Origin of the sequence: Dorea sp. AM58-8 (assembly GCF_003464045.1) — a bacterium.
GTDB lineage: Bacteria > Bacillota > Clostridia > Lachnospirales > Lachnospiraceae > Claveliimonas > Claveliimonas ammoniilytica.
This window is the reverse complement of sequence record NZ_QSDM01000014.1, coordinates 1-18,675: the sequence shown is the minus strand read 5'-3', so window position 1 is coordinate 18,675 and position 18,675 is coordinate 1. Positions and strand designations below refer to the sequence as shown.

At 41.1% G+C, this 18,675-nt stretch carries 22 protein-coding genes and 2 pseudogenes; 4 read left to right on the top strand and 20 right to left on the bottom strand.

The window, feature by feature from the left end; translation table 11 throughout:
- The first annotated feature begins 2 nt into the window (after positions 1 to 2).
- The 3 genes and pseudogenes from lspA to DXA18_RS10745 all read left to right on the top strand — a co-directional run bounded on the left by lspA (position 3) and on the right by DXA18_RS10745 (position 2,147).
- Positions 3 to 521 carry a signal peptidase II gene (lspA, locus tag DXA18_RS10755; RefSeq protein WP_118383872.1) on the top strand — a complete coding sequence of 173 codons (519 nt, stop codon included), beginning with the start codon at positions 3 to 5 and terminating at the stop codon, positions 519 to 521.
- Positions 493 to 1,409, top strand: a pseudogene (locus DXA18_RS10750) (RluA family pseudouridine synthase). The gene lspA and the pseudogene DXA18_RS10750 overlap by 29 nt, the downstream one beginning before the upstream one ends.
- A 78-nt stretch (positions 1,410 to 1,487) precedes the next feature.
- Positions 1,488 to 2,147, top strand: a complete 660-nt coding sequence (locus DXA18_RS10745; protein ID WP_118383871.1) for a cytidylate kinase-like family protein — start codon at positions 1,488 to 1,490, stop codon at positions 2,145 to 2,147.
- A gap of 81 nt (positions 2,148 to 2,228) precedes the next feature.
- On the opposite strand, the gene DXA18_RS10740 is transcribed toward DXA18_RS10745, so the two are convergent.
- The 3 genes from DXA18_RS10740 to DXA18_RS10730 form a co-directional block, all read right to left on the bottom strand.
- Positions 2,229 to 2,966 carry a tRNA lysidine(34) synthetase gene (locus DXA18_RS10740; protein WP_118383870.1) on the bottom strand — a complete coding sequence of 246 codons (738 nt, stop codon included), beginning with the start codon at positions 2,964 to 2,966 and terminating at the stop codon, positions 2,229 to 2,231.
- 88 nt (positions 2,967 to 3,054) lie between these two features.
- Positions 3,055 to 4,119, bottom strand: coding sequence for a tyrosine-type recombinase/integrase (locus tag DXA18_RS10735; protein ID WP_118383869.1), 1,065 nt, complete (start codon positions 4,117 to 4,119; stop codon positions 3,055 to 3,057).
- Positions 4,120 to 4,480: 361 nt separating this feature from the next.
- On the bottom strand, positions 4,481 to 4,831 hold the full coding sequence (locus DXA18_RS10730; protein WP_118383868.1) for a LysM peptidoglycan-binding domain-containing protein: 351 nt from the start codon (positions 4,829 to 4,831) through the stop codon (positions 4,481 to 4,483).
- 264 nt (positions 4,832 to 5,095) lie between these two features.
- Between DXA18_RS10730 and lexA the strand changes: the two genes are divergently transcribed.
- Positions 5,096 to 5,713, top strand: coding sequence for a transcriptional repressor LexA (lexA, locus tag DXA18_RS10725; RefSeq protein WP_118383867.1), 618 nt, complete (start codon positions 5,096 to 5,098; stop codon positions 5,711 to 5,713).
- A gap of 59 nt (positions 5,714 to 5,772) precedes the next feature.
- Here lexA and DXA18_RS10720 read toward each other — a convergent pair whose 3' ends face one another.
- From DXA18_RS10720 to DXA18_RS16355, 17 genes and pseudogenes are all read right to left on the bottom strand, one after another.
- A complete protein-coding gene (locus DXA18_RS10720; protein ID WP_118383866.1) occupies positions 5,773 to 6,888 on the bottom strand; it encodes a DUF362 domain-containing protein in 1,116 nt (371 codons plus the stop codon).
- 16 nt (positions 6,889 to 6,904) lie between these two features.
- Positions 6,905 to 7,255: a ribosome silencing factor gene (gene rsfS, locus DXA18_RS10715; RefSeq protein WP_118383865.1), complete on the bottom strand. Its 351-nt coding sequence runs from the start codon at positions 7,253 to 7,255 to the stop codon at positions 6,905 to 6,907.
- Positions 7,256 to 7,277: 22 nt separating this feature from the next.
- Complete coding sequence (gene yqeK / locus DXA18_RS10710) at positions 7,278 to 7,850, bottom strand: bis(5'-nucleosyl)-tetraphosphatase (symmetrical) YqeK (RefSeq protein ID WP_118383927.1); 573 nt, start codon at positions 7,848 to 7,850, stop codon at positions 7,278 to 7,280.
- A 5-nt stretch (positions 7,851 to 7,855) separates the two neighbouring features.
- On the bottom strand, positions 7,856 to 8,470 hold the full coding sequence (gene nadD, locus DXA18_RS10705; protein WP_118383864.1) for a nicotinate-nucleotide adenylyltransferase: 615 nt from the start codon (positions 8,468 to 8,470) through the stop codon (positions 7,856 to 7,858).
- A gap of 30 nt (positions 8,471 to 8,500) precedes the next feature.
- The gene (gene yhbY, locus DXA18_RS10700) at positions 8,501 to 8,791 is read right to left on the bottom strand and encodes a ribosome assembly RNA-binding protein YhbY (RefSeq protein ID WP_118383863.1); all 291 of its coding nucleotides are present in this window, start codon (positions 8,789 to 8,791) and stop codon (positions 8,501 to 8,503) included.
- Between the two features lie 12 nt (positions 8,792 to 8,803).
- Complete coding sequence (obgE, locus tag DXA18_RS10695; RefSeq protein WP_118383862.1) at positions 8,804 to 10,090, bottom strand: GTPase ObgE; 1,287 nt, start codon at positions 10,088 to 10,090, stop codon at positions 8,804 to 8,806.
- Positions 10,091 to 10,181: 91 nt separating this feature from the next.
- Entirely contained in the window at positions 10,182 to 10,466 is a 285-nt protein-coding gene (gene rpmA / locus DXA18_RS10690) for a 50S ribosomal protein L27 (RefSeq protein WP_118383861.1), read from the bottom strand.
- A gap of 5 nt (positions 10,467 to 10,471) precedes the next feature.
- Positions 10,472 to 10,804, bottom strand: a complete 333-nt coding sequence (locus DXA18_RS10685) for a ribosomal-processing cysteine protease Prp (RefSeq protein WP_118383860.1) — start codon at positions 10,802 to 10,804, stop codon at positions 10,472 to 10,474.
- Between the two features lie 14 nt (positions 10,805 to 10,818).
- The gene (gene rplU / locus DXA18_RS10680; protein ID WP_118383859.1) at positions 10,819 to 11,127 is read right to left on the bottom strand and encodes a 50S ribosomal protein L21; all 309 of its coding nucleotides are present in this window, start codon (positions 11,125 to 11,127) and stop codon (positions 10,819 to 10,821) included.
- A 146-nt stretch (positions 11,128 to 11,273) separates the two neighbouring features.
- A complete protein-coding gene (gene asnA, locus DXA18_RS10675) occupies positions 11,274 to 12,284 on the bottom strand; it encodes an aspartate--ammonia ligase (protein WP_118383858.1) in 1,011 nt (336 codons plus the stop codon).
- Between the two features lie 4 nt (positions 12,285 to 12,288).
- Positions 12,289 to 13,110, bottom strand: a complete 822-nt coding sequence (locus DXA18_RS10670; protein WP_118383857.1) for an amidohydrolase family protein — start codon at positions 13,108 to 13,110, stop codon at positions 12,289 to 12,291.
- Between the two features lie 40 nt (positions 13,111 to 13,150).
- The gene (locus DXA18_RS10665; protein WP_118383856.1) at positions 13,151 to 14,470 is read right to left on the bottom strand and encodes an aspartate kinase; all 1,320 of its coding nucleotides are present in this window, start codon (positions 14,468 to 14,470) and stop codon (positions 13,151 to 13,153) included.
- Positions 14,471 to 14,514: 44 nt separating this feature from the next.
- A complete protein-coding gene (gene ybaK / locus DXA18_RS10660) occupies positions 14,515 to 14,997 on the bottom strand; it encodes a Cys-tRNA(Pro) deacylase (protein WP_118383855.1) in 483 nt (160 codons plus the stop codon).
- 86 nt (positions 14,998 to 15,083) lie between these two features.
- The gene (locus tag DXA18_RS10655; protein WP_118383854.1) at positions 15,084 to 15,827 is read right to left on the bottom strand and encodes a TIGR03936 family radical SAM-associated protein; all 744 of its coding nucleotides are present in this window, start codon (positions 15,825 to 15,827) and stop codon (positions 15,084 to 15,086) included.
- A complete protein-coding gene (locus tag DXA18_RS10650) occupies positions 15,811 to 17,676 on the bottom strand; it encodes a TIGR03960 family B12-binding radical SAM protein (protein WP_118383853.1) in 1,866 nt (621 codons plus the stop codon). The genes DXA18_RS10655 and DXA18_RS10650 overlap by 17 nt, the downstream gene beginning before the upstream one ends.
- Before the next feature lie 84 nt (positions 17,677 to 17,760).
- Positions 17,761 to 18,243, bottom strand: a pseudogene (locus tag DXA18_RS10645) (ABC transporter ATP-binding protein); the annotation flags it as partial.
- 18 nt (positions 18,244 to 18,261) lie between these two features.
- Entirely contained in the window at positions 18,262 to 18,396 is a 135-nt protein-coding gene (locus tag DXA18_RS16355) for a hypothetical protein (protein WP_278337072.1), read from the bottom strand.
- Between the last annotated feature and the right edge of the window lie 279 nt (positions 18,397 to 18,675).

The following is an 18,675-nucleotide window of genomic DNA, read 5'->3' as shown; positions in this document are numbered from 1 at the left end:
TAATGACTCAGAATAATAATCAACCAAAAATTAATTACGTACCGGCATGTCTGCTTACTATCTTTGCTATCATTCTGGATCAGTGGACGAAGCACCTGGCTGTAACAAAACTTCAGGGAAAAACACCTTTCATTCTGATCAACAAAGTATTTCAGCTCTGCTATCTTGAAAATCGTGGTGCAGCATTTGGACTGTTACAGAATCAGCGTATTTTCTTTCTGATCTGTGCTCTGGTCATATTGATCTTTGCTATATGGATTTATGGTAAATTACCTAATGCACAACGGTATCTGCCGCTTCGTATCTGTATCATCGGTATCTGTGCAGGTGCAATTGGTAATATGATTGACCGGATATATCTGGGATATGTGGTAGATTTTTTCTACTTCAATCTGATTGATTTTCCGATTTTCAATGTGGCGGATATCTATGTTACGGTATCAACGATCGTATTAGTAATTTTGATCTTATTCTATTATCAGGAGGACGAATTTGAAGAACTGTTTCATCGTAGAAAATGAAGAGGGCAAAAGAATTGACCGTTATCTGGCAGAACAAATGCCAGATATGTCCAGATCCTATATACAAAAGATAATAAAGGATGGTCTTGTGACTGTTTCTGAGAAGCCTGTAAAAGCCAATTACAGGCTTTCTTTGTATGAAAGCATAAAAGTTACCATACCGGAGCTGAAAGAGCCTGAAATCGAAGCTGAGGACATTCCATTAGATATTCTGTATGAGGATCAGGATATAATTGTAATCAACAAACCAAAAGGCATGGTGGTCCATCCGGCACCGGGACATTATTCCGGCACTCTTGTCAATGCATTAATGTATCATTGCGGAAATGAATTATCGGGAATTAACGGAGTTATGCGCCCGGGTATCGTTCACCGAATTGATATGGATACTACCGGCTCCTTAATCATATGTAAAAATGATATGGCTCATCAGTGCATTGCCGAGCAGCTGAAGGAACATTCCATCAAACGAGTGTACTATGCAATTGTACACGGCAATATTAAAGAAGACCACGGAACTGTAAACGCTGCGATCGGTCGTCACCCCATTGACCGTAAAAAGATGAGCACGAAATGTAAGCAGGGGAAACACGCAGTTACACACTATACTGTAATCGAAAGATTCGGAGATTATACCTTTATTCAATGTGAGCTGAAACAGGAAGAACACATCAGATCCGTGTCCATATGGCAAGTATTGGACATCCGTTATTAGGTGATGACGTATACGGTCCGGCGAAATGTCCATTTAAAAATCTTCAGGGTCAGACACTTCACGCAAAGATACTTGGCATCATTCACCCAAGGATAGGAGAGTATATGGAATTTGACGCTCCGTTGCCTGACTATTTTAATAATTTATTGCAAATACTTAAAAATAATTATTAATAGTTCAAATTAACTATACATTTTCTTCTGAATGAGTTATAATCATAGTATAGAAAGATTAAAAAGGAGCGTGATCCTATGGCAAAGACAAATACAATTATTACAATCGGACGACAGTTTGGAAGCGGCGGAAGAGAGATCGGATATATGGTTGCCGACAAGCTGGGTATCAAGTTATATGACAAAGAGATGCTTCAGAGAGCAGCGCAGGACAGCGGTATCTGCGAAGAATTGTTTGAATCTCATGATGAAAAACCGAGTAACAGTTTTCTTTATTCCCTGGTAATGGATACATATTCCATGGGATATTCCGGAAGCACTTATAATGATATGCCAATTAATCACAAGATCTTTCTGGCACAGTTTGATGCAATTAAAAAAATAGCTAATGAAGGACCATGTATTCTTGTCGGACGTTGTGCAGATTATGCATTGGAAGGTTATCCGAATCTGTTAAGTGTATTTATTCATGCTGATCTGGATGCCAGAATCAAACGTATCGCAAAAAAATATGATCTGACGGATGCAAAAGCAAAAGATCTGATCATCAAGACGAATAAGAAGCGTGCAAGCTACTATAATTACTATACCGATAAACGATGGGGTGATGCCGATAGTTATGATGTTTGCCTGGACAGTTCCGTACTTGGTCTGGAGGGTACAGCTGAAGCAATCATCAAACTCATAGAAGTAAAAGAAAAGGGCATCAAGCGTAATATCTGGCAATATGATGAATAATTATAATTAATGTAGAAAAGGGTGAGTCCATTTATCTGGATTCACCCTTTTCTCGTATAGTTAAAAAGCAGCTAATCCCCATTACTTTCTGATATAAGGTATACGTTCCGGCCATCCCGGAATATTACCATTCAGAATCGCAGTAAACATTCTCTGTTTGATACCTGGATACTGACGGTTCAAATCGGCTAACAGATCCTTTGCATATTGTCTTTTTGTATATCCATCGACCGGACAGGCACTTTTTACTACCGGAAGATTATACTTGTTCTTAAATCCGATCACATCTGCTTCGTCCACAAACATAATCGGGCGAATTACTGTAAGATCCATACGGTCCAGATATGTCTTCGGTGAAAATGAATAAAATCTTCCCTCAAAGAAAAGCGAGAGAATCATCGTCTCAATAATATCGTCCTTATGATGGGCATACGCAATCTTATTACAGCCAATTTCCTTTACTGCCTGGTTCAATGCACCTTTCCGCATCTTGGCACAGAGAGAGCATGGATTCTTTTCCTTGCGTTCCTCAAAAAGAATCTGTGCAATGTCTGTCTTTACAATATGATATGGAATCTCCATTTCCCGGCATAATTCCTTGATTGGAGTGAAATCACACTGTTCATAGCCGAGATCAACAGTGATCGCACTGAGTTCGAAGTGATTCGGATAAAAGCGTTTCAGTCCATGCAGAGCGTAGAGCAATGTGAGACTGTCTTTTCCTCCGGATATTCCCACTGCTATATGATCCCCTTCCTGAATCATCTGGTATTCATCTACAGCCTTTCTTGTGTGGCTTAGTAACTGTTGTAATTTCATATGATATTCTCTGATCCTTTCCTAAATCATCTTATTTGTAGATAACGATCTTTCCAAAGACTGCTTCACAGACAGTTTTGAAATCGCTTTAATCTTCACGTAATTTTACGGCAGAAGCGGCCTGTCTACGCCGGTTCTCGTCAATTGCTGCATAATGCTTTTTCGTAGTATTCACATCCTTATGTCCAAGAACGTCCGCCACGAGATAAATATCACCGGTTTCCCGGTACAGTGATGTGCCATAGGTACTCCGAAGCTTATGAGGTGTGATTTTTTTATTCGGTGTAACCTGACGGGAATACTTCTTCACCATATTCTCAACAGCCTGTACACCCATACGACGTCTCTGAGTAGATAAGAACAATGCATTCTCATGCCCGGGAAGAGGAGAGAGAACCTTACGATCACCTTGCATATACTGCTTTAATGCCTCTGCAACCTCATTGCCAAAATAGACAACCATCTGATTACCACCTTTCCTGGTAACTGTAATTCCATTATTTTTGAAATCTACATCGGTAAGATCCAGACCAACACATTCCGATACACGAATACCGGTTCCAAGAAGTAAAGTGAGAATTGCCAGATCCCGGTCCCGGGTTTTTTCATAGTACTTAAGAGCCTGTCCAGACAGCGTAGAACCCGCAGATTCGACGTAATCCAAGAGCAATGCAACTTCATCTACGTCCAGTCGTATAATCGCTTTTTCGTGCTGTTTAGGCATGTTTACGAGCAATGTAGGATTCTGTGTGATAACCTGATGCTTGTAATAATATCCATAAAAGCTCCGAAGTGCCGACATCTTGCGTGCAAGACCCTTTTCACCATTCGTTCGGAGTGCGTCATCATCACTTTTATATACCTTAAGGTAATCCATATATTCTTCAATGTCAACTGCTGAAAGCTTCTCCAGATCTGCCGGCTGAAACTGTTCAATACTGTAATTGCGATATACAGGGTTATATTCCATCAGATAATGGTAAAATACCCGAATGTCATACGCATAGTTCAGCCTTGTACGAATAGATGAAGTATATTCGATTGCACGAAAGTAATCCTTAGCGAATGGAGGCAACGTCTTTAACAATTCTCTGAGACGCAATGTATAATCAATATTCCTCTGTTCATGATAGGTACGTTCCTTAGATGCCATAGTAATCCTCCTAAAAACATAGTCTGTATAAAGATGATCATTGATTTATAAAGATTTTTATATAAATCTTTTGGAAAAATCGGTATTTTACGTATAGATCTGTTTCACTTACAGTATATCCTATTTGCATTCATTCAGTCAATACTTAATAACCTATAGATGTGCCTATTCCTCTATATAAGAACAGAACGATCATCTACCAGTATAATCTGATGTCTGACCGTCCTGACTCTGGGGTAAGTATATAAATATAAATGAGGTGTAACCATTCAATGTATGAACAGTTACTATATTTAAGAATAACGAGTATTCTAAATATCTACGCTAATCAATCTATAATCTTTATCTTAATGTTAATGCTTTATCGGAAATCCTGATCCGTATAAGCAACTGTCAGATAAGAGCCTTCCTGAATAGAATCACTGTCCAGATGATTGATCTCTTTTAATTCCTTAATATATGCTTTTACAGATGTACCTTCGTCTGCATAGGCACTTGCAATATTCCATAAGGTATCGCCTTCCTGTACCTCAATACTCTTATAGTAAGTAAAATTAACCGGTTCATTCTTACGGTCGTCATGTGCACTGACAAGTTTTCTTCCTGCAATAATACTTAAAATTAAAGCAATAATCATAGCTGCTACAAAAAAGAGCAACTTCTCTACATATACGGTACGTACTCTCTTAACTGTGCTGTGTGATCGTCTCATAATAAAATCCCCCTTTAATCTTTAATCTTAATCTCCCACTCTGTGAATATGTCGAACGCTCGTTCCGAACATTCGTTCATGTTTATATCTGAATTATATATAAAGAACACATGTTTGTCAATAGATTCGATTAAAATAATCGAACATATTTTCTAAACATTTGTTTGCTTTTTCACTTTTGCTATGGTAGACTTATATTAAAGTATCGGGGATATCCCCACTTATATTTAGTAATCGTTTAGTAATCGAAAGGAGTATGTTTCAATGGCACAGGGTAAGATTTCATCAAAACAACAAGAGATTCTTGACTATATTAAGTCTCAGATTCTTGAGAGAGGATTTCCGCCTGCTGTGCGTGACATCTGTGAAGCTGTACATTTGAAGTCTACTTCTTCTGTTCACTCTCATCTTGAGACACTTGAAAAGAACGGTTATATTCGCCGTGATCCTACGAAGCCAAGAGCAATTGAGATTCTGGATGACTCTTTTGCAATGATGCGCCGCGAGATGACCAGTGTTCCTATTATCGGTCACGTAGCTGCCGGGGAACCGCTTCTTGCTGAACAGAATATCGAAGACTACTTCCCTATTCCTGTCGAGATGCTTCCGAATGCGAATACATTCCTGTTAAAAGTACAGGGTGAAAGTATGGTGAATGCCGGTATCCTTAACGGGGATCTGGTACTGGTTAAGGAACAGCATAATGCGTCTAATGGAGAGATGGTCGTTGCCTTGATTGAAGATGGGGCTACGGTTAAGACATTTTACAAAGAAAATGGCTATATCAGACTTCAGCCAGAGAATGACTATATGGATCCGATCATTGTACCAGATGTTACGATTCTTGGCAAAGTAATTGGTGTATTTAGATTTTTCGAATAAATAATGCGAAAAAGATAATCGGGCAAAGAATAAAAACTTTGTCCGATTATCTTTTTGTTCTAAATTGTATGAAGTTCATATGCTCTTGTGCCAAGACCAATCTTCTCTGCATGAGCCAGGCAGGTCTCCCACTCCGCATCCGGATGTGTCATATGGAAATGATCGTGATGTTTATGTCCCATCTCTTTGATATTCTTATCAAGCTCACTGCCATCGATAACAGGCATCTGATTGCACAGATCTGCGCAGGCCTGATCCAATGCCACAGGATCAAACGATGCAAGCATACCAACATTAGGAATGATCGGAATATCATTCTCTGCATGACAGTCACAATTTGGTGATACGTCACATATCAGAGATACATGGAAACATGGTCTGTCCTTACATACCGCATAGCTGTATTCAGCCATTTTATAATTCAGCATCGCAACGGAATCGCTGAAATCTGCTGCAATCGCATCCTTTGGACAGACTGCCAGACATCTTCCGCAGCCTACACATTTATCATGGTCGATCAATGCTTTTCTTTCGGTAATAACCGGTGCATCATGTGCACAGATTCTCGAACAGGCACCACATCCTATACAGTTATCCTGATCCACACTTGGTTTACCGTCGCAGTGCTGTTCCATTTTACCGGCTCTTGAACCACATCCCATACCGATATTTTTAATTGCACCGCCAAATCCGGCTGTCTCATGTCCTTTGAAATGTGTCAGTGAGATAAAAACATCTGCATCCATGATTGCCTGACCAATCTTTGCTTCTTTTACATATTCGCCATTAATCGGAACAATCTCTTCATCAGTTCCCTTCAGACCGTCACCGATGATAACGTGACAACCGGTCTGATATGGCGAAAACCCATTGATGTATGCAGTCTCCAGATGATCCAGTGCATTCTTTCTGCTTCCGACATAAAGTGTATTACAATCTGTAAGAAATGGTTTACCGCCAAGTTCTTTTACATATTCTGCCACAACCCTTGCGTAATTTGGTCTTAAGAATGCAAGATTACCATATTCTCCGAAGTGAATCTTAATAGCCGCATATTTTTCATGAAAATCAATATTTTCAAATCCGGCAGTCTTCATGAGTCTGTGTAATTTCTGAAGCAGGTTCTCATTCAGTGTTGCTTTAAATGTTGTAAAATAAACCTGTGATTTATCCACGATTTTACCACTCCTTTTACAAATCATCTCTCATAATTTCTTTTCCATCATGCCAGATGTGTTCCAGATTGTAGAAACTTCTGTTCTCTTTATCAAACACATGCACGATCACATCTGCATAATCCAGCAGGATCCATGGGCTGTTACCATTACCCTCTCGCTGCTTCATGGCAAATCCATTCTTATGCATCTGCTCTTCTACATTCTCTACCAGTGCACTGACCTGACTGTTGCTGTTTCCGGTTGCGATCACAAAATAATCTGCAATCGTAGAAACAGTTGAAATATCAATAATCTTAATATCTGCACCTTTCTTTTCATCCAGTGCATCATATATAACTTTAGCCATTGTATTCGCCTGATTCATATACAGTCCTCCTGCTTAAAAATCACCTTTTGTTTTCATAGTACTGACAAGTCTCTGCTGTCATAGGATCTAGCGGTTTCCCGGTACTGTTCAGATATCCCAGTGAATCATGCAATATCCGGTACAAACACGCATCAATATCATGAAATGCCAGATATCGCACATCATTCATATTCGGAAGTTCTTTCCTTCCCGGTTCCATATAATCAGATATATATATAATCTTATCCATCAGAGTCATCTCCGGTCTCCCTGTGGTATGATAGCGTATCGCATCCAGAATCACCGGATCCAAGATTCCGTATTTTTCTTCTGCCAGATAAGCACCAAGCTTTGCATGCAGAAGTCCTGGATTCGCATATTCTATATCTGTAACTGGAATCTCATGTTCTTTACACATACGTATCTTCTCATCCGAAGGGATACATTTGGCACAGTCATGTAAAAGTCCTGCTGTCAGTGCCTGTGCGAGATCTGCACCATGACACATTGCCATAGCTGATGCTGTATACATGACACCCAATGTGTGCTGATAACGAGGCTCATCCAGTTCCTTTTTCAGTTCATTCTGAATAAATGTAAGCTCATGATTCATTAATGTCATTGCACTCCTTTATACAAATGATGTTCTCTGATATATTCTTCTGCTTCGATTGGAATTTCGCCTGTCACAGAACCTCCTTGCTGCAGTCGGTTCCGCAGTTCATGAGATGCCATCGGAAGCACTGGCGTAACCAGAAGACGGAAATCTGCATTGTATTTGTGATTCAGCTCAGCAATCTTATCTTCCATTACCTGACGATTGTTTTTATCATCTCTGTATGCAGCCAAAATCGTACAGGTCGCAGCGATTCGCTCCGGATGCACCCACTGTTCAAACATAAACAGTGAATCCGCGCCAATGATAAAATAAAAATGATTTTCCGGATATTTTTCTTTAAAATATTCCATTGTCTGATAGGAATATGAGATTTCCTGCCGTTTAATCTCATAATCTTCCAGGCGAAAGTAATCATACTTTTCAATTGAACGAGTTACCATCTCCATGCGGTCTTCTCTCGTTGTCTGGAACACATTATCCTGTTTATGAGGCGGATTTCCATTCGGCATAAACCAGACCTGATCCAGCTTAAATTCACGATATGCATATTCTCCCAGCATCAGATGTCCGTTATGAATGGGATCAAATGTGCCTCCCATTATTCCAATTTTCATGTCTACTCCTCGATAGTACACATAAATATTTTATGGTAACTGTATCTTTTTCTTGTCGTCTTTGCCTTCTTTATACAGAACGATTTTCTTACCAATTACCTGTACAACCTGTGAATGTGTACGCTCTGCAAGAACTTTTGCCATTTCTTTCGGATCATCGACACAGTTCTGTAATACGCTGAGCTTGATCAGCTCTCTTGCTTCCAACGCTTCTGATACAGCCGCAGTCACTTCCGGTGTTACACAGTTCTTTCCAATCTGAAATACCGGATCCATAGTCATGGCAAGACTCTTCAAATATGCTCTCTGTTTTGTAGTCATTCCTGTTCTCCTTTATTTATAATAATCAAACTGGAGACCGTACATGCGTACGGTATCGCCTTCTTCAATACCAGCATCTTCCAGTTCTTTCAGGATTCCAGTATCCTTCAGGAACTTCTGGAAGAATACAAATCCCTTCTCTGAATCCAGATTGGTATAACCAAGCATTTTCTCGATCTTTGGTCCTTCTACGACATACATACCATCTTCTTTTTCTACAGTATACGGAAGATCCACGTAAATCAGTTCATCCTCAGGGAAATACTCCTGCTCAAATACGATCGGTGCTGCATCCAGATCCTTTAACTGATCGGACACATAATACAGAAGTTCATTCAAACCTTCTCCTGTAACACCGGAAATCGGAAACACCTTGTATCCCTGTGGCTCGAATTCATCTTTCAGACGCTTGATTGGATCATTCTCCGGATCACTGTAAATCGCATCGATCTTATTTGCTGCGATTACCTGTGGACGATTCGCAATATCAGCGTTATACGCCTTTAATTCTGCATTGATCTTGTAAATGTCATCGACCGGATCACGTCCTTCGGTACCTGCAGCATCTACTACATGGATCATCAGCTTAGTACGCTCAATATGACGCAGGAATTCATGTCCAAGACCCACACCTTCTGACGCACCCTCAATCAGACCCGGAATATCTGCGATTACAAATCCTCTTCCGTCCGGAAGATCTACTACACCGAGATTCGGGTTCAGAGTGGTAAAATGATAGTTCGCGATCTTTGGCTGTGCATTGGTTACTCTTGATAAAAATGTAGACTTTCCTACATTTGGAAATCCAACCAGTCCCACGTCTGCAATGACTTTAAGCTCAAGATTAACCCAGAGCTCCTGGGATGGCTGTCCAGGCTGTGCATACTTGGGAATCTGCATCGTAGATGTCGCAAAATGCTGATTACCCAGTCCTCCACGTCCACCTTTCAAGATTACCTGTCTTCTGTTGTCGCCGGACATATCTGCAATGACTTTGCCGGATTCTGCTTCTTTGACAACGGTTCCTTCTGGCACTTTCAATACAATATCTTCTGCGTCTTTTCCGTGGCAGCGTCTCTTACCACCCTGCTCACCGTCTTTGGCGGCATATTTACGTCTGTGACGATAATCCTGAAGTGTATTTAAGCCTTCATCCACTTCAAATATAACATCGCCTCCACGTCCGCCGTCTCCACCATCGGGACCACCATTTGGCACATATAATTCACGACGAAAACTTACATGTCCGTCCCCGCCTTTACCGGATCTGATAAATATTTTTGCTCTGTCTGCAAACATTGCGGTTTTCCTTTCCTGAAATATAACGAAAGTGCTGTTCCATAACTGTAATCAGTTACTTCGCAGCACCCTCCGTAAGTCTCATGTCTAATTACTCTGCAACTGGGTAGATAGAAACCTGTTTCTTATCTCTTCCTTTTCTCTCAAAACGAACAACGCCGTCAACCAGTGCGAACAATGTATCATCGCCACCGCGACCTACATTAACTCCCGGATGAATCTTTGTTCCACGCTGTCTGTAAAGAATGTTGCCAGCTTTTACAAACTGTCCGTCGGCTCTCTTAGCACCAAGTCTCTTGGACTCAGAGTCACGTCCGTTCTTTGTAGAACCTACTCCCTTTTTGTGTGCGAAATACTGAAGGTTTAATTTCATCATTATCGTTACACCTCCTCAAATGTTAAGTGAATATATTCTTTATAGTCCTGATCGTCTGCCATATTCTCGAATCCGAGAATCATCGCAGACAACAATAGTTCGGTTTCCTTCGTCGGGTTTTCTTTCAGCCTCAGATCAATGAGTCCTTCAGATTCATTGGTCGTCAGTGAAAACTTCGCTGTAGTTAACATTTCGATTGCATTACAGGTATTAATTACCAGCATGGATATTCCGGCGCAGATAATATCTTCTCCGGCATCCGCATACTCAGCATGTCCGATTACAGTAAAACCGATACATTCATTTTCTTTGTTACGATAAATCGTTACATGAGTCATGAAAAATCTCCGAATTAAGCGTTGATCTTTTCAATCTTAACAGCTGTGTACTGCTGTCTGTGACCATTTTTCTTATGGTATCCAGATTTTCTCTTATACTTGTAAACGATGACTTTTCTGGCTTTTCCGTTCTCAACTACGGATGCTTCAACAGTTGCACCAGCTACTGTAGGAGCTCCTACTTTAAGCTCTCCGTCGCTTACTGCAAGCACCTGGTCAAATGTATAAGTTTCGCCAGCCTCTACACCAAGCTTCTCTACTTTAATGATATCGCCTTCGGCTACTTTGTACTGTTTACCACCTGTTGCTATAATTGCGTACATATGGCACCTCCTATTATCATTACTCGCCAACTACGGTGATCACACGCTATGTGCAATACTTATTACCTCATTGTGCGGCATACTTGATTATAATAGCATAAGCTTGCTGTAAAAGCAAGCTTATTACCAAAAAATATTTTATTTTTTTAAAGCAGATGAATTCCATGCTTTGCTGTCTCTTCAATCATCTCATCCGGCCACAGAGAAGACTGTACTTCTCCGATATGTGCCTTTCTCAGATAATACATACAGATACGCGACTGTCCGATACCTCCGCCAATTGTATATGGCAGTTCGCCGTTCAGCAATGACTTCTGGAATGCAAGTTCCTTGCGTTCTTCACATCCGGCAATTTCTAACTGTTTCATCAGAGAATCTTCGTCTACTCGGATACCCATGGAAGAAAGCTCCAGTGCAATATCAAGAACCGGATAATATACGATAATATCTCCGTTCAGCTCCCAGTCATCATAGTCAGGTGCTCTTCCATCATGCTTCTCACCAGAGGCCAGCACTTTACCAATCTGAGAAATAAAAATTGCACCTTTTAATTTAGCATAAGCATATTCTCTTTCTTTAGAGGTCTTATCCGGATACATATCTTCCAGTTCCTGCGATGTAACAAATGTAATCTCATCAGGGAGTACTGCTTCTATATAGTTGTATCTGCGTGCCATGTAATCTTCTGTATCTTTTAATGCAGCATATACTTTCCTAACGGTATATTCTAATGTTTCAGTATTGCGTTCTTCTTTGGAGATGACCTTTTCCCAGTCCCACTGATCCACGTAGATAGAATGGATATTATCTGTGTCCTCATCTCTGCGGATCGCACTCATATCTGTGTAAAGCCCTTCTCCTGAATGGAATCCGTATTTTTTCAACGCATAACGTTTCCATTTCGCCAGAGAATGTACAATCTCTGCCATGTCATCATTCTGTTCTTTAATACCGAATGCAACCGGGCGCTCCACACCGTTCAGGTTATCATTCAATCCGCTCTCCGGCTTTACAAATAGCGGTGCAGACACGCGGGTAAGATGCAGGTTCTTAGCAAGTGAACTCTGGAAATGATCCTTAATTTCTTTGATTGCTACCTCCGTTTCCCGTATTGTAAGTGGAGAGAAATATCCCTCCGGCATAATTATCTCTGCCATTCTCTTATTCCTCCTTAATTTTCCGGCTGTCCGGAATCTTCGTACCAAGTAATTTTTCTGCGTTTGTGTGGAATATCATCTGTTTTTCTGTTTCTGTAAGACTCGTTGATTCCAATGTCTGCACAAATTCTTTCTGTCCGCCCCATGGGGAATCACTGGCAAAAAGAATACGGTCTGCGCCTTGTTTACGGACGATACGTATGAATTGTTCTTCAGCAATATGTCCGAATACAACACCGGTATCAAACCACACCGGTGCTCCGACCAGATATTTTTCAACATCGTCCCACATCATGAGACTGCCCATATGTGCAAGTACCAACTTTTCCGGATGAACTGCATCAATCATCTTTACAATCCTATCGGGTGTGCAGTGTGTCAGCTCTTTGTAACCCGGATCAAATCCACAATGAACACTTACAATTAATCCCAGTTCACTCGCCACATCAATAATCCGTTCACATCGGATATCATCGATAAATGTTTGCTGATAATCGGGATGTAATTTAATGCCTTTAAATCCTTGATTTTTTAAAAACATCAGTTTCTCACGGACATTTTCCGTATCCGGATGGATTCCTCCAAACGAAAGTAATCTGTCCTGACCACGAAACTGCATTGCAAACCGGTTAATCGAATCAAACTGCTCCGGCTTCGTAGCTACAGGAAGAATCACGGAACAGTCAATCCCTGCCTCTTCTGACGAAGCCTGCAGTCCTGCCGCAGTACCATCTGTATACGGTACCGTCTCGCAATTCGCCTCCAGAATTGCAAGCGTCTTCTTTACAATCTTCTCCGGAAATATATGTGTATGAAAATCTATCATAACTTTTATATTCCTCTTTTCGCATATTAAATCTTTATTATTACAACTGTGTCATTACAAAAATGTCATAAATTGCTTTGATTGCATTATCAAAGTCATGGTTCCGCACGCCAATGATAATATTCAACTCACTGGATCCCTGATCGATCATGCGCACGTTCACATTGGCATGTGCCAGTGCTGAAAAGATTCGTCCGGAAGTACCACGGGTAGACTTCATACCGCGACCTACCACAGCGATCAGTGCAAGATCAGATTCCATTTCCACAAAATCCGGTTCTACTGCGCGGTGGATGCCTGCCACAACTTCCTGTTCCTTTTCTTCAAACTCATCCTGATGTACCAGAATTGTCATGGTATCAATACCTGACGGCATATGCTCAATAGAAATACCATTATTATCAAATACTTCCAGCACACGCTTACAGAATCCTACTTCTGAGTTCATCATTGCTTTTTCAATAGTAATAGAAGCAAAATCCTTCTTACCTGCGATACCTGTAATGACAAAACGCGGCTTTCTGCAGGTTGCCTCTACGATCAGTGTACCTTTATCTTCCGGTACGTTCGTATTACGGATATTGATCGGAATACCTTCTTTACGTACCGGAAAAATTGCATCTTCATGAAGTACAGATGCTCCCATGTAAGATAACTCTCGAAGCTCACGGTATGTAATCACATCAATTGCTTTTGGGTTCTTTACCACGCGTGGATCAGCGATCAGGAATCCTGATACATCTGTCCAGTTTTCATACATGTCTGCATGAACTGCCTTTGCCACAATGGAACCCGTTACATCAGAACCACCTCTGGAAAATGTTTTCACCGTTCCATCATATCCTGCTCCATAGAATCCTGGGATTACTGCTTTTTCGGTATGTGCCAGACGCTCCGACAGGATCTTCTGTGTCTTATCTGCGTCAAATCCACCCTTTTCATTAAAGAAGATCACTTCTGCTGCATCGATAAATTCATAGCCAAGATAAGCAGCCATGATCATACCATTCAGATACTCTCCTCTGGATGCCGCATAATCGCGTCCCACCTTCTTGCTGAAATTCTCGCGGATCACCTTAAACTCCTGATCCAGGCTCAGATCCAGCTTAAGTCCGTCAATGATTTCCTGATAACGGGCTTTGATCGCATCTAACTGCTCATCAAAATCTTCTTCCTGGATTGCCAGATGATAGCAGCTGTACAACATATCTGTTACCTTTGTATCCCCGGAAAAACGTTTTCCCGGTGCGGATGGTACCACATAGCGTCTGGACTCTTCCTGACGGATAATGGCTCCCACCTTTTTAAACTGTTCTGCACTTGCCAGCGAGCTTCCTCCGAATTTAACTACTTTTTTCATTCTTTTGTAGACCTCCATAAATCTCGAATTGTGTTACTGGTTGGCTAACCTCTTATCACATCACCAAATTCTGCATTTGCAGCTTTCTTCAGGTCTGCCGGAGCAAGCTTTATCTGCATGCCAAGCTTACCGCCGCTCACATAAATCTCATCAAAATCCCTTGCGCTTTCCTGAATAACAGTCGGAAAATTCTTTTTCATTCCAATAGAAGTACATCCGCCACGGACATATCCTGTCACCTTGGTCAGATCCTTCAGATGCAGCATCTCCAGTGATTTCTCACCAACTGCCTTGGCTGCCTTCTTAAAATCAATTTCATCTTCAATTGGGATTACAAATACATAATGATTACCTGTCTTTCCTGTCGTCACAAGTGTCTTAAATACCTGCCTATGATCCAGATTTAATTTATCTGCCACCTGGATACCATCTGTGAATTCATCACACTCATAGGTCTCATAAGTATACGAGATCTTCATACGGTCAAGAATCCGCATGGCATTGGTCTTAATCTCTTTTTTACTCATTATCTTACCTCGTTATCGTATGCTTTGAAGCTGTATATGCCACTATTCTGCTTCTAGTTCATTACTATACCACTTGCCACGGCACTTTAGCAAGATAAAATATCCCAGCCAAGTGATTCTAATGATACAAATCTTGGATTTTCGGACTTAGGATTCTTCGCATAAACTTCTCTTCTATGATAATGAAGCTTCACCTCTTCTTCGCCGACATATTTTAAAAATGTCTCCATCACAAGATCCGGTTTCAGGTTATTCTCACTTCCCGCCGCAAGCTGCATACAGATTCCCGAAGGCTCCATATGCATGTCATAGATCATCGGACGGATGTCCACTTCCTTTTCACTGCGCTTCGTCTTCTTCATAACTTTAATCTCCGGTTGCTCCAGAAATGCAGCGAGCGCTTCATTCCAGTTATCAGGGAACACCGGTGTCTCACTATTATGTTCTCTTAACGCTGTCTCTTCCATATCTTTTGGCACGATCAGATAATCCGCAGCAGCCACCAGCGTCATACCGCTGTATTTTTTCTCATCCTGGATCTGTCTGAAACTTACGACATCGATACCGTCTGCCATTGTTTGATTCAACTGTCTGACTGCATCCTCCGATGTAATATCCCCCGCAAGCTCAATATCCAGATATTCCCCTTCGCTTGTCACGCCAAGTCCGAGCGGCTGTGCGAAAGACATGATCATATGAGGACTGTATCCTCCGGTAAATGCGATCGGGATATCTGCGCGTCGCATTGCCTTCTGGAAGAAACGCATCACATCCAGATGTCCAATGTATTTCAGAATGCCGTATTTGCGGAACTTAATTCTTACTTTCAATGCAGACACCTCCTTTCCATTTTGCCACACCGCATCCAGAACACTGCATACGGCAGTTCGGTGTCACTTCGCCCTTCATGGCGCGATCCCATTCTCTTCTGAGGAACTTCTTCGTCACGCCGATATCGATAAAATCCCATGGAAATACTTCATCTTCCCCGCGCTCCCTAAGATTATAAAATCCAATCTCAATACCTGTATTGTCAAATGCCCGCATCCATTTATCATTATCAAACTGTTCACTCCAGGAATCATAGATACATCCCATGCGATAAGCTTCTTCGATGACTGACGCTATCTTGCGATCACCTCTGGCAAATACACCCTCCAGCACACTTACCTCGGCATCATGCCAATTGTAACGCAGACTCTTTTTATTGAGCTGATTAAGAAATGCATGCTTTACAATTGCTGCACGTTCAATATAGTCTTCGTGATTCAGCATCGGTGCCCACTGGAACGGTGTAAATGGCTTCGGTATAAAGAACGAAGAGCTTGCTGTAATCTGGCATTTGCCATTTCTCTGATCCTTTGAAATCTCATAATATCTTCTGGCAACCTTATCTGCCAGAACAGCGATTGCCTCCATATCTTCCTCCGTCTCAGTCGGAAGTCCCAGCATGAAGTAAAGCTTTACTTTGTTCCATCCACCTTCAAATGCCTGTCCGGCTCCGGAAATGATATCCTTTTCCGTCAGACCTTTATTAATGACGTTACGCATCCGCTGGGAACCAGCCTCCGGTGCAAATGTCAGACTGCTCTTACGGATATCCTGCACCTGGCTCATTACATCCAGCGAAAATGCATCAATCCGGAGAGATGGCAACGAAATATTGATTCCTTTATTTTTAAAGTTATCGATCAGGAATGTCACCAGTTCCTTTAATTCACTGTAATCACTGGTACTTAAGGAACTAAGAGATATCTCCTCATGACCTGTATTCTTCAGCATATTATATGCATACTGCTTCAGCGTCTCGACGTCACGTTCTCTGGTCGGGCGGTACAACATACCAGCCTGACAGAATCTGCAGCCACGAATACAGCCGCGCTGTACTTCCAATACCACACGATCCTGCGTCACTTTAATATAAGGAACGATCGGTGCCTGCGGATAGGTCGTGTTCGTCACATCCATGACTACCTGCTTGTGGATCACGGACGGTGCATGCTTGTTAACCGGGAAAAACTGATCGATCGTTCCGTCTTCGTGATAAGTCACATCATAGAACATCGGAACATAGATGCCATCGATCTGACAGGCTTTCTCCAGAAAGTCCATACGCGATCCGCCATTTTTCTTATTCTCTTTGTACGTATCCAACAGTTCATCATAGACCGTCTCGCCCTCACCGATATAAAACATATCGAAAAATTCTGCAATCGGCTCCGGATTATACGCACATGGGCCACCACCGATCACAATCGGATCTTTCTCGGTCCGGTCCTTCGCATGAAGCGGAATGCAGGCCAAGTCTAACACCTGCAGAATATTGGTATAACACATCTCATACTGGATCGTGATTCCAAGAAAATCAAAATCACGCACAGGATCCTGCGATTCCAGTGCAAACAGCGGAATCTTCTCTTCCCTCATCACTTTATCCAGATCTACCCACGGAGAATACACGCGCTCACACCACACATCATCCCTGCGGTTGAACATATCATACAAAATCTGAATTCCCAGATGGGACATACCAATTTCATAGACATCCGGGAAGCACATTGCAAAGCGGACATCTATATCATCCAATTTTTTGGTCACTGCATTCACCTCGCCACCGATGTAGCGCGCCGGTTTCTCTATTTTCATCAAAATTTCGTCACTTAAAGCTAACTTTCTCATTCATTACTCCTTGATTTATACATTACAATGATAAACTTTAAATCATATTGTTTCATTGTAGCATGAATCCAAAGCTTCGGCAAATTATCTTTCAACTATTTTGCCGTCTTCTATATGAATAATTCTTGAGCCATACTCAGTCAATGACAGATCATGCGTCACCATGATAATTGTCATTCCCTTTTTATTCAAATGATTCAATATTTCCATAACTTTTTTAGAATTTTCGCTGTCCAGATTACCGGTCGGTTCATCTGCTAACAGAATCTCCGGTTTATTGGAAAGCGCCCGCATAATTGATATTCTCTGCTGTTCTCCTCCGGATAACTGAGAAACGTGTTTACTCTTCAAATGTTCCATATGAAATTCGTTCAGTAATTCCTGTGCTCTTTTTATTCTTTCTTTTTTAGATATTCCTGCATATCCGAGCGGAACTACGATATTTTCTAAAACATTCATTTCTTGTATCAGATGATACGCCTGAAACACAAATCCAATTCTCTGATTTCTAATAGCAGCCTTTTGTTTGTCTTTTAATTGATTAATGTCTACTCCATCCAGTAAATATTCGCCTTCCGAGCTTGATCAAGCAAACCAATAGGAATATGTATTTCCATGGATTTCTGTCAGATAGTTCTCGATCTTTTCAAATGTTGTATCACTTACTTCTTTTGAATTCCATTCCATATGAATATAAGCCATTTCTATCTTCTGTTCCATTTACCGCATATATTCTAACGGAACAATCACGCAATTTTTAAGTTTTATATCTGCGACTTCTGTTTTCCATGACTGACTATTTATGTCTTTTGGCAATTTCTTAGAAGTTAATCCAGTAACAAAATGTCAATAGTTTTTTAATCACTTTTTCAAAAAAGGCAAAAAAATAGAACGTATAGATTATTTCCATACGCTCTATCTCACATTTCATATTAAATTTTTGAATTCTACAACTTGAAGTTGTCTAATTCTTCTTTTTCTGATTTGAAATACTTCTCT

Coding starts and splice junctions, on each gene's coding strand:
- DXA18_RS10685 (WP_118383860.1), bottom strand. CDS start 10,804: ATGACTCATGTAACGATTTATCGTAACAAAGAAAATGAATGTATCGGT.
- DXA18_RS16355 (WP_278337072.1), bottom strand. CDS start 18,396: ATGGAACAGAAGATAGAAATGGCTTATATTCATATGGAATGGAATTCA.
- asnA (WP_118383858.1), bottom strand. CDS start 12,284: ATGGCAGAGATAATTATGCCGGAGGGATATTTCTCTCCACTTACAATA.
- DXA18_RS10670 (WP_118383857.1), bottom strand. CDS start 13,110: ATGATAGATTTTCATACACATATATTTCCGGAGAAGATTGTAAAGAAG.
- DXA18_RS10730 (WP_118383868.1), bottom strand. CDS start 4,831: ATGAGACGATCACACAGCACAGTTAAGAGAGTACGTACCGTATATGTA.
- obgE (WP_118383862.1), bottom strand. CDS start 10,090: ATGTTTGCAGACAGAGCAAAAATATTTATCAGATCCGGTAAAGGCGGG.
- nadD (WP_118383864.1), bottom strand. CDS start 8,470: ATGAAAATTGGAATAATGGGAGGCACATTTGATCCCATTCATAACGGA.
- DXA18_RS10740 (WP_118383870.1), bottom strand. CDS start 2,966: ATGAAATTACAACAGTTACTAAGCCACACAAGAAAGGCTGTAGATGAA.
- DXA18_RS10735 (WP_118383869.1), bottom strand. CDS start 4,119: ATGGCATCTAAGGAACGTACCTATCATGAACAGAGGAATATTGATTAT.
- rplU (WP_118383859.1), bottom strand. CDS start 11,127: ATGTACGCAATTATAGCAACAGGTGGTAAACAGTACAAAGTAGCCGAA.
- DXA18_RS10665 (WP_118383856.1), bottom strand. CDS start 14,470: ATGAAAAAAGTAGTTAAATTCGGAGGAAGCTCGCTGGCAAGTGCAGAA.
- ybaK (WP_118383855.1), bottom strand. CDS start 14,997: ATGAGTAAAAAAGAGATTAAGACCAATGCCATGCGGATTCTTGACCGT.
- yqeK (WP_118383927.1), bottom strand. CDS start 7,850: ATGAATCATGAGCTTACATTTATTCAGAATGAACTGAAAAAGGAACTG.
- DXA18_RS10745 (WP_118383871.1), top strand. CDS start 1,488: ATGGCAAAGACAAATACAATTATTACAATCGGACGACAGTTTGGAAGC.
- yhbY (WP_118383863.1), bottom strand. CDS start 8,791: ATGACTACAAAACAGAGAGCATATTTGAAGAGTCTTGCCATGACTATG.
- lspA (WP_118383872.1), top strand. CDS start 3: ATGACTCAGAATAATAATCAACCAAAAATTAATTACGTACCGGCATGT.
- rpmA (WP_118383861.1), bottom strand. CDS start 10,466: ATGATGAAATTAAACCTTCAGTATTTCGCACACAAAAAGGGAGTAGGT.
- DXA18_RS10650 (WP_118383853.1), bottom strand. CDS start 17,676: ATGAGAAAGTTAGCTTTAAGTGACGAAATTTTGATGAAAATAGAGAAA.
- lexA (WP_118383867.1), top strand. CDS start 5,096: ATGGCACAGGGTAAGATTTCATCAAAACAACAAGAGATTCTTGACTAT.
- rsfS (WP_118383865.1), bottom strand. CDS start 7,255: ATGAATCAGGCGAATACAATGGCTAAAGTTATATATGATGCACTGGAT.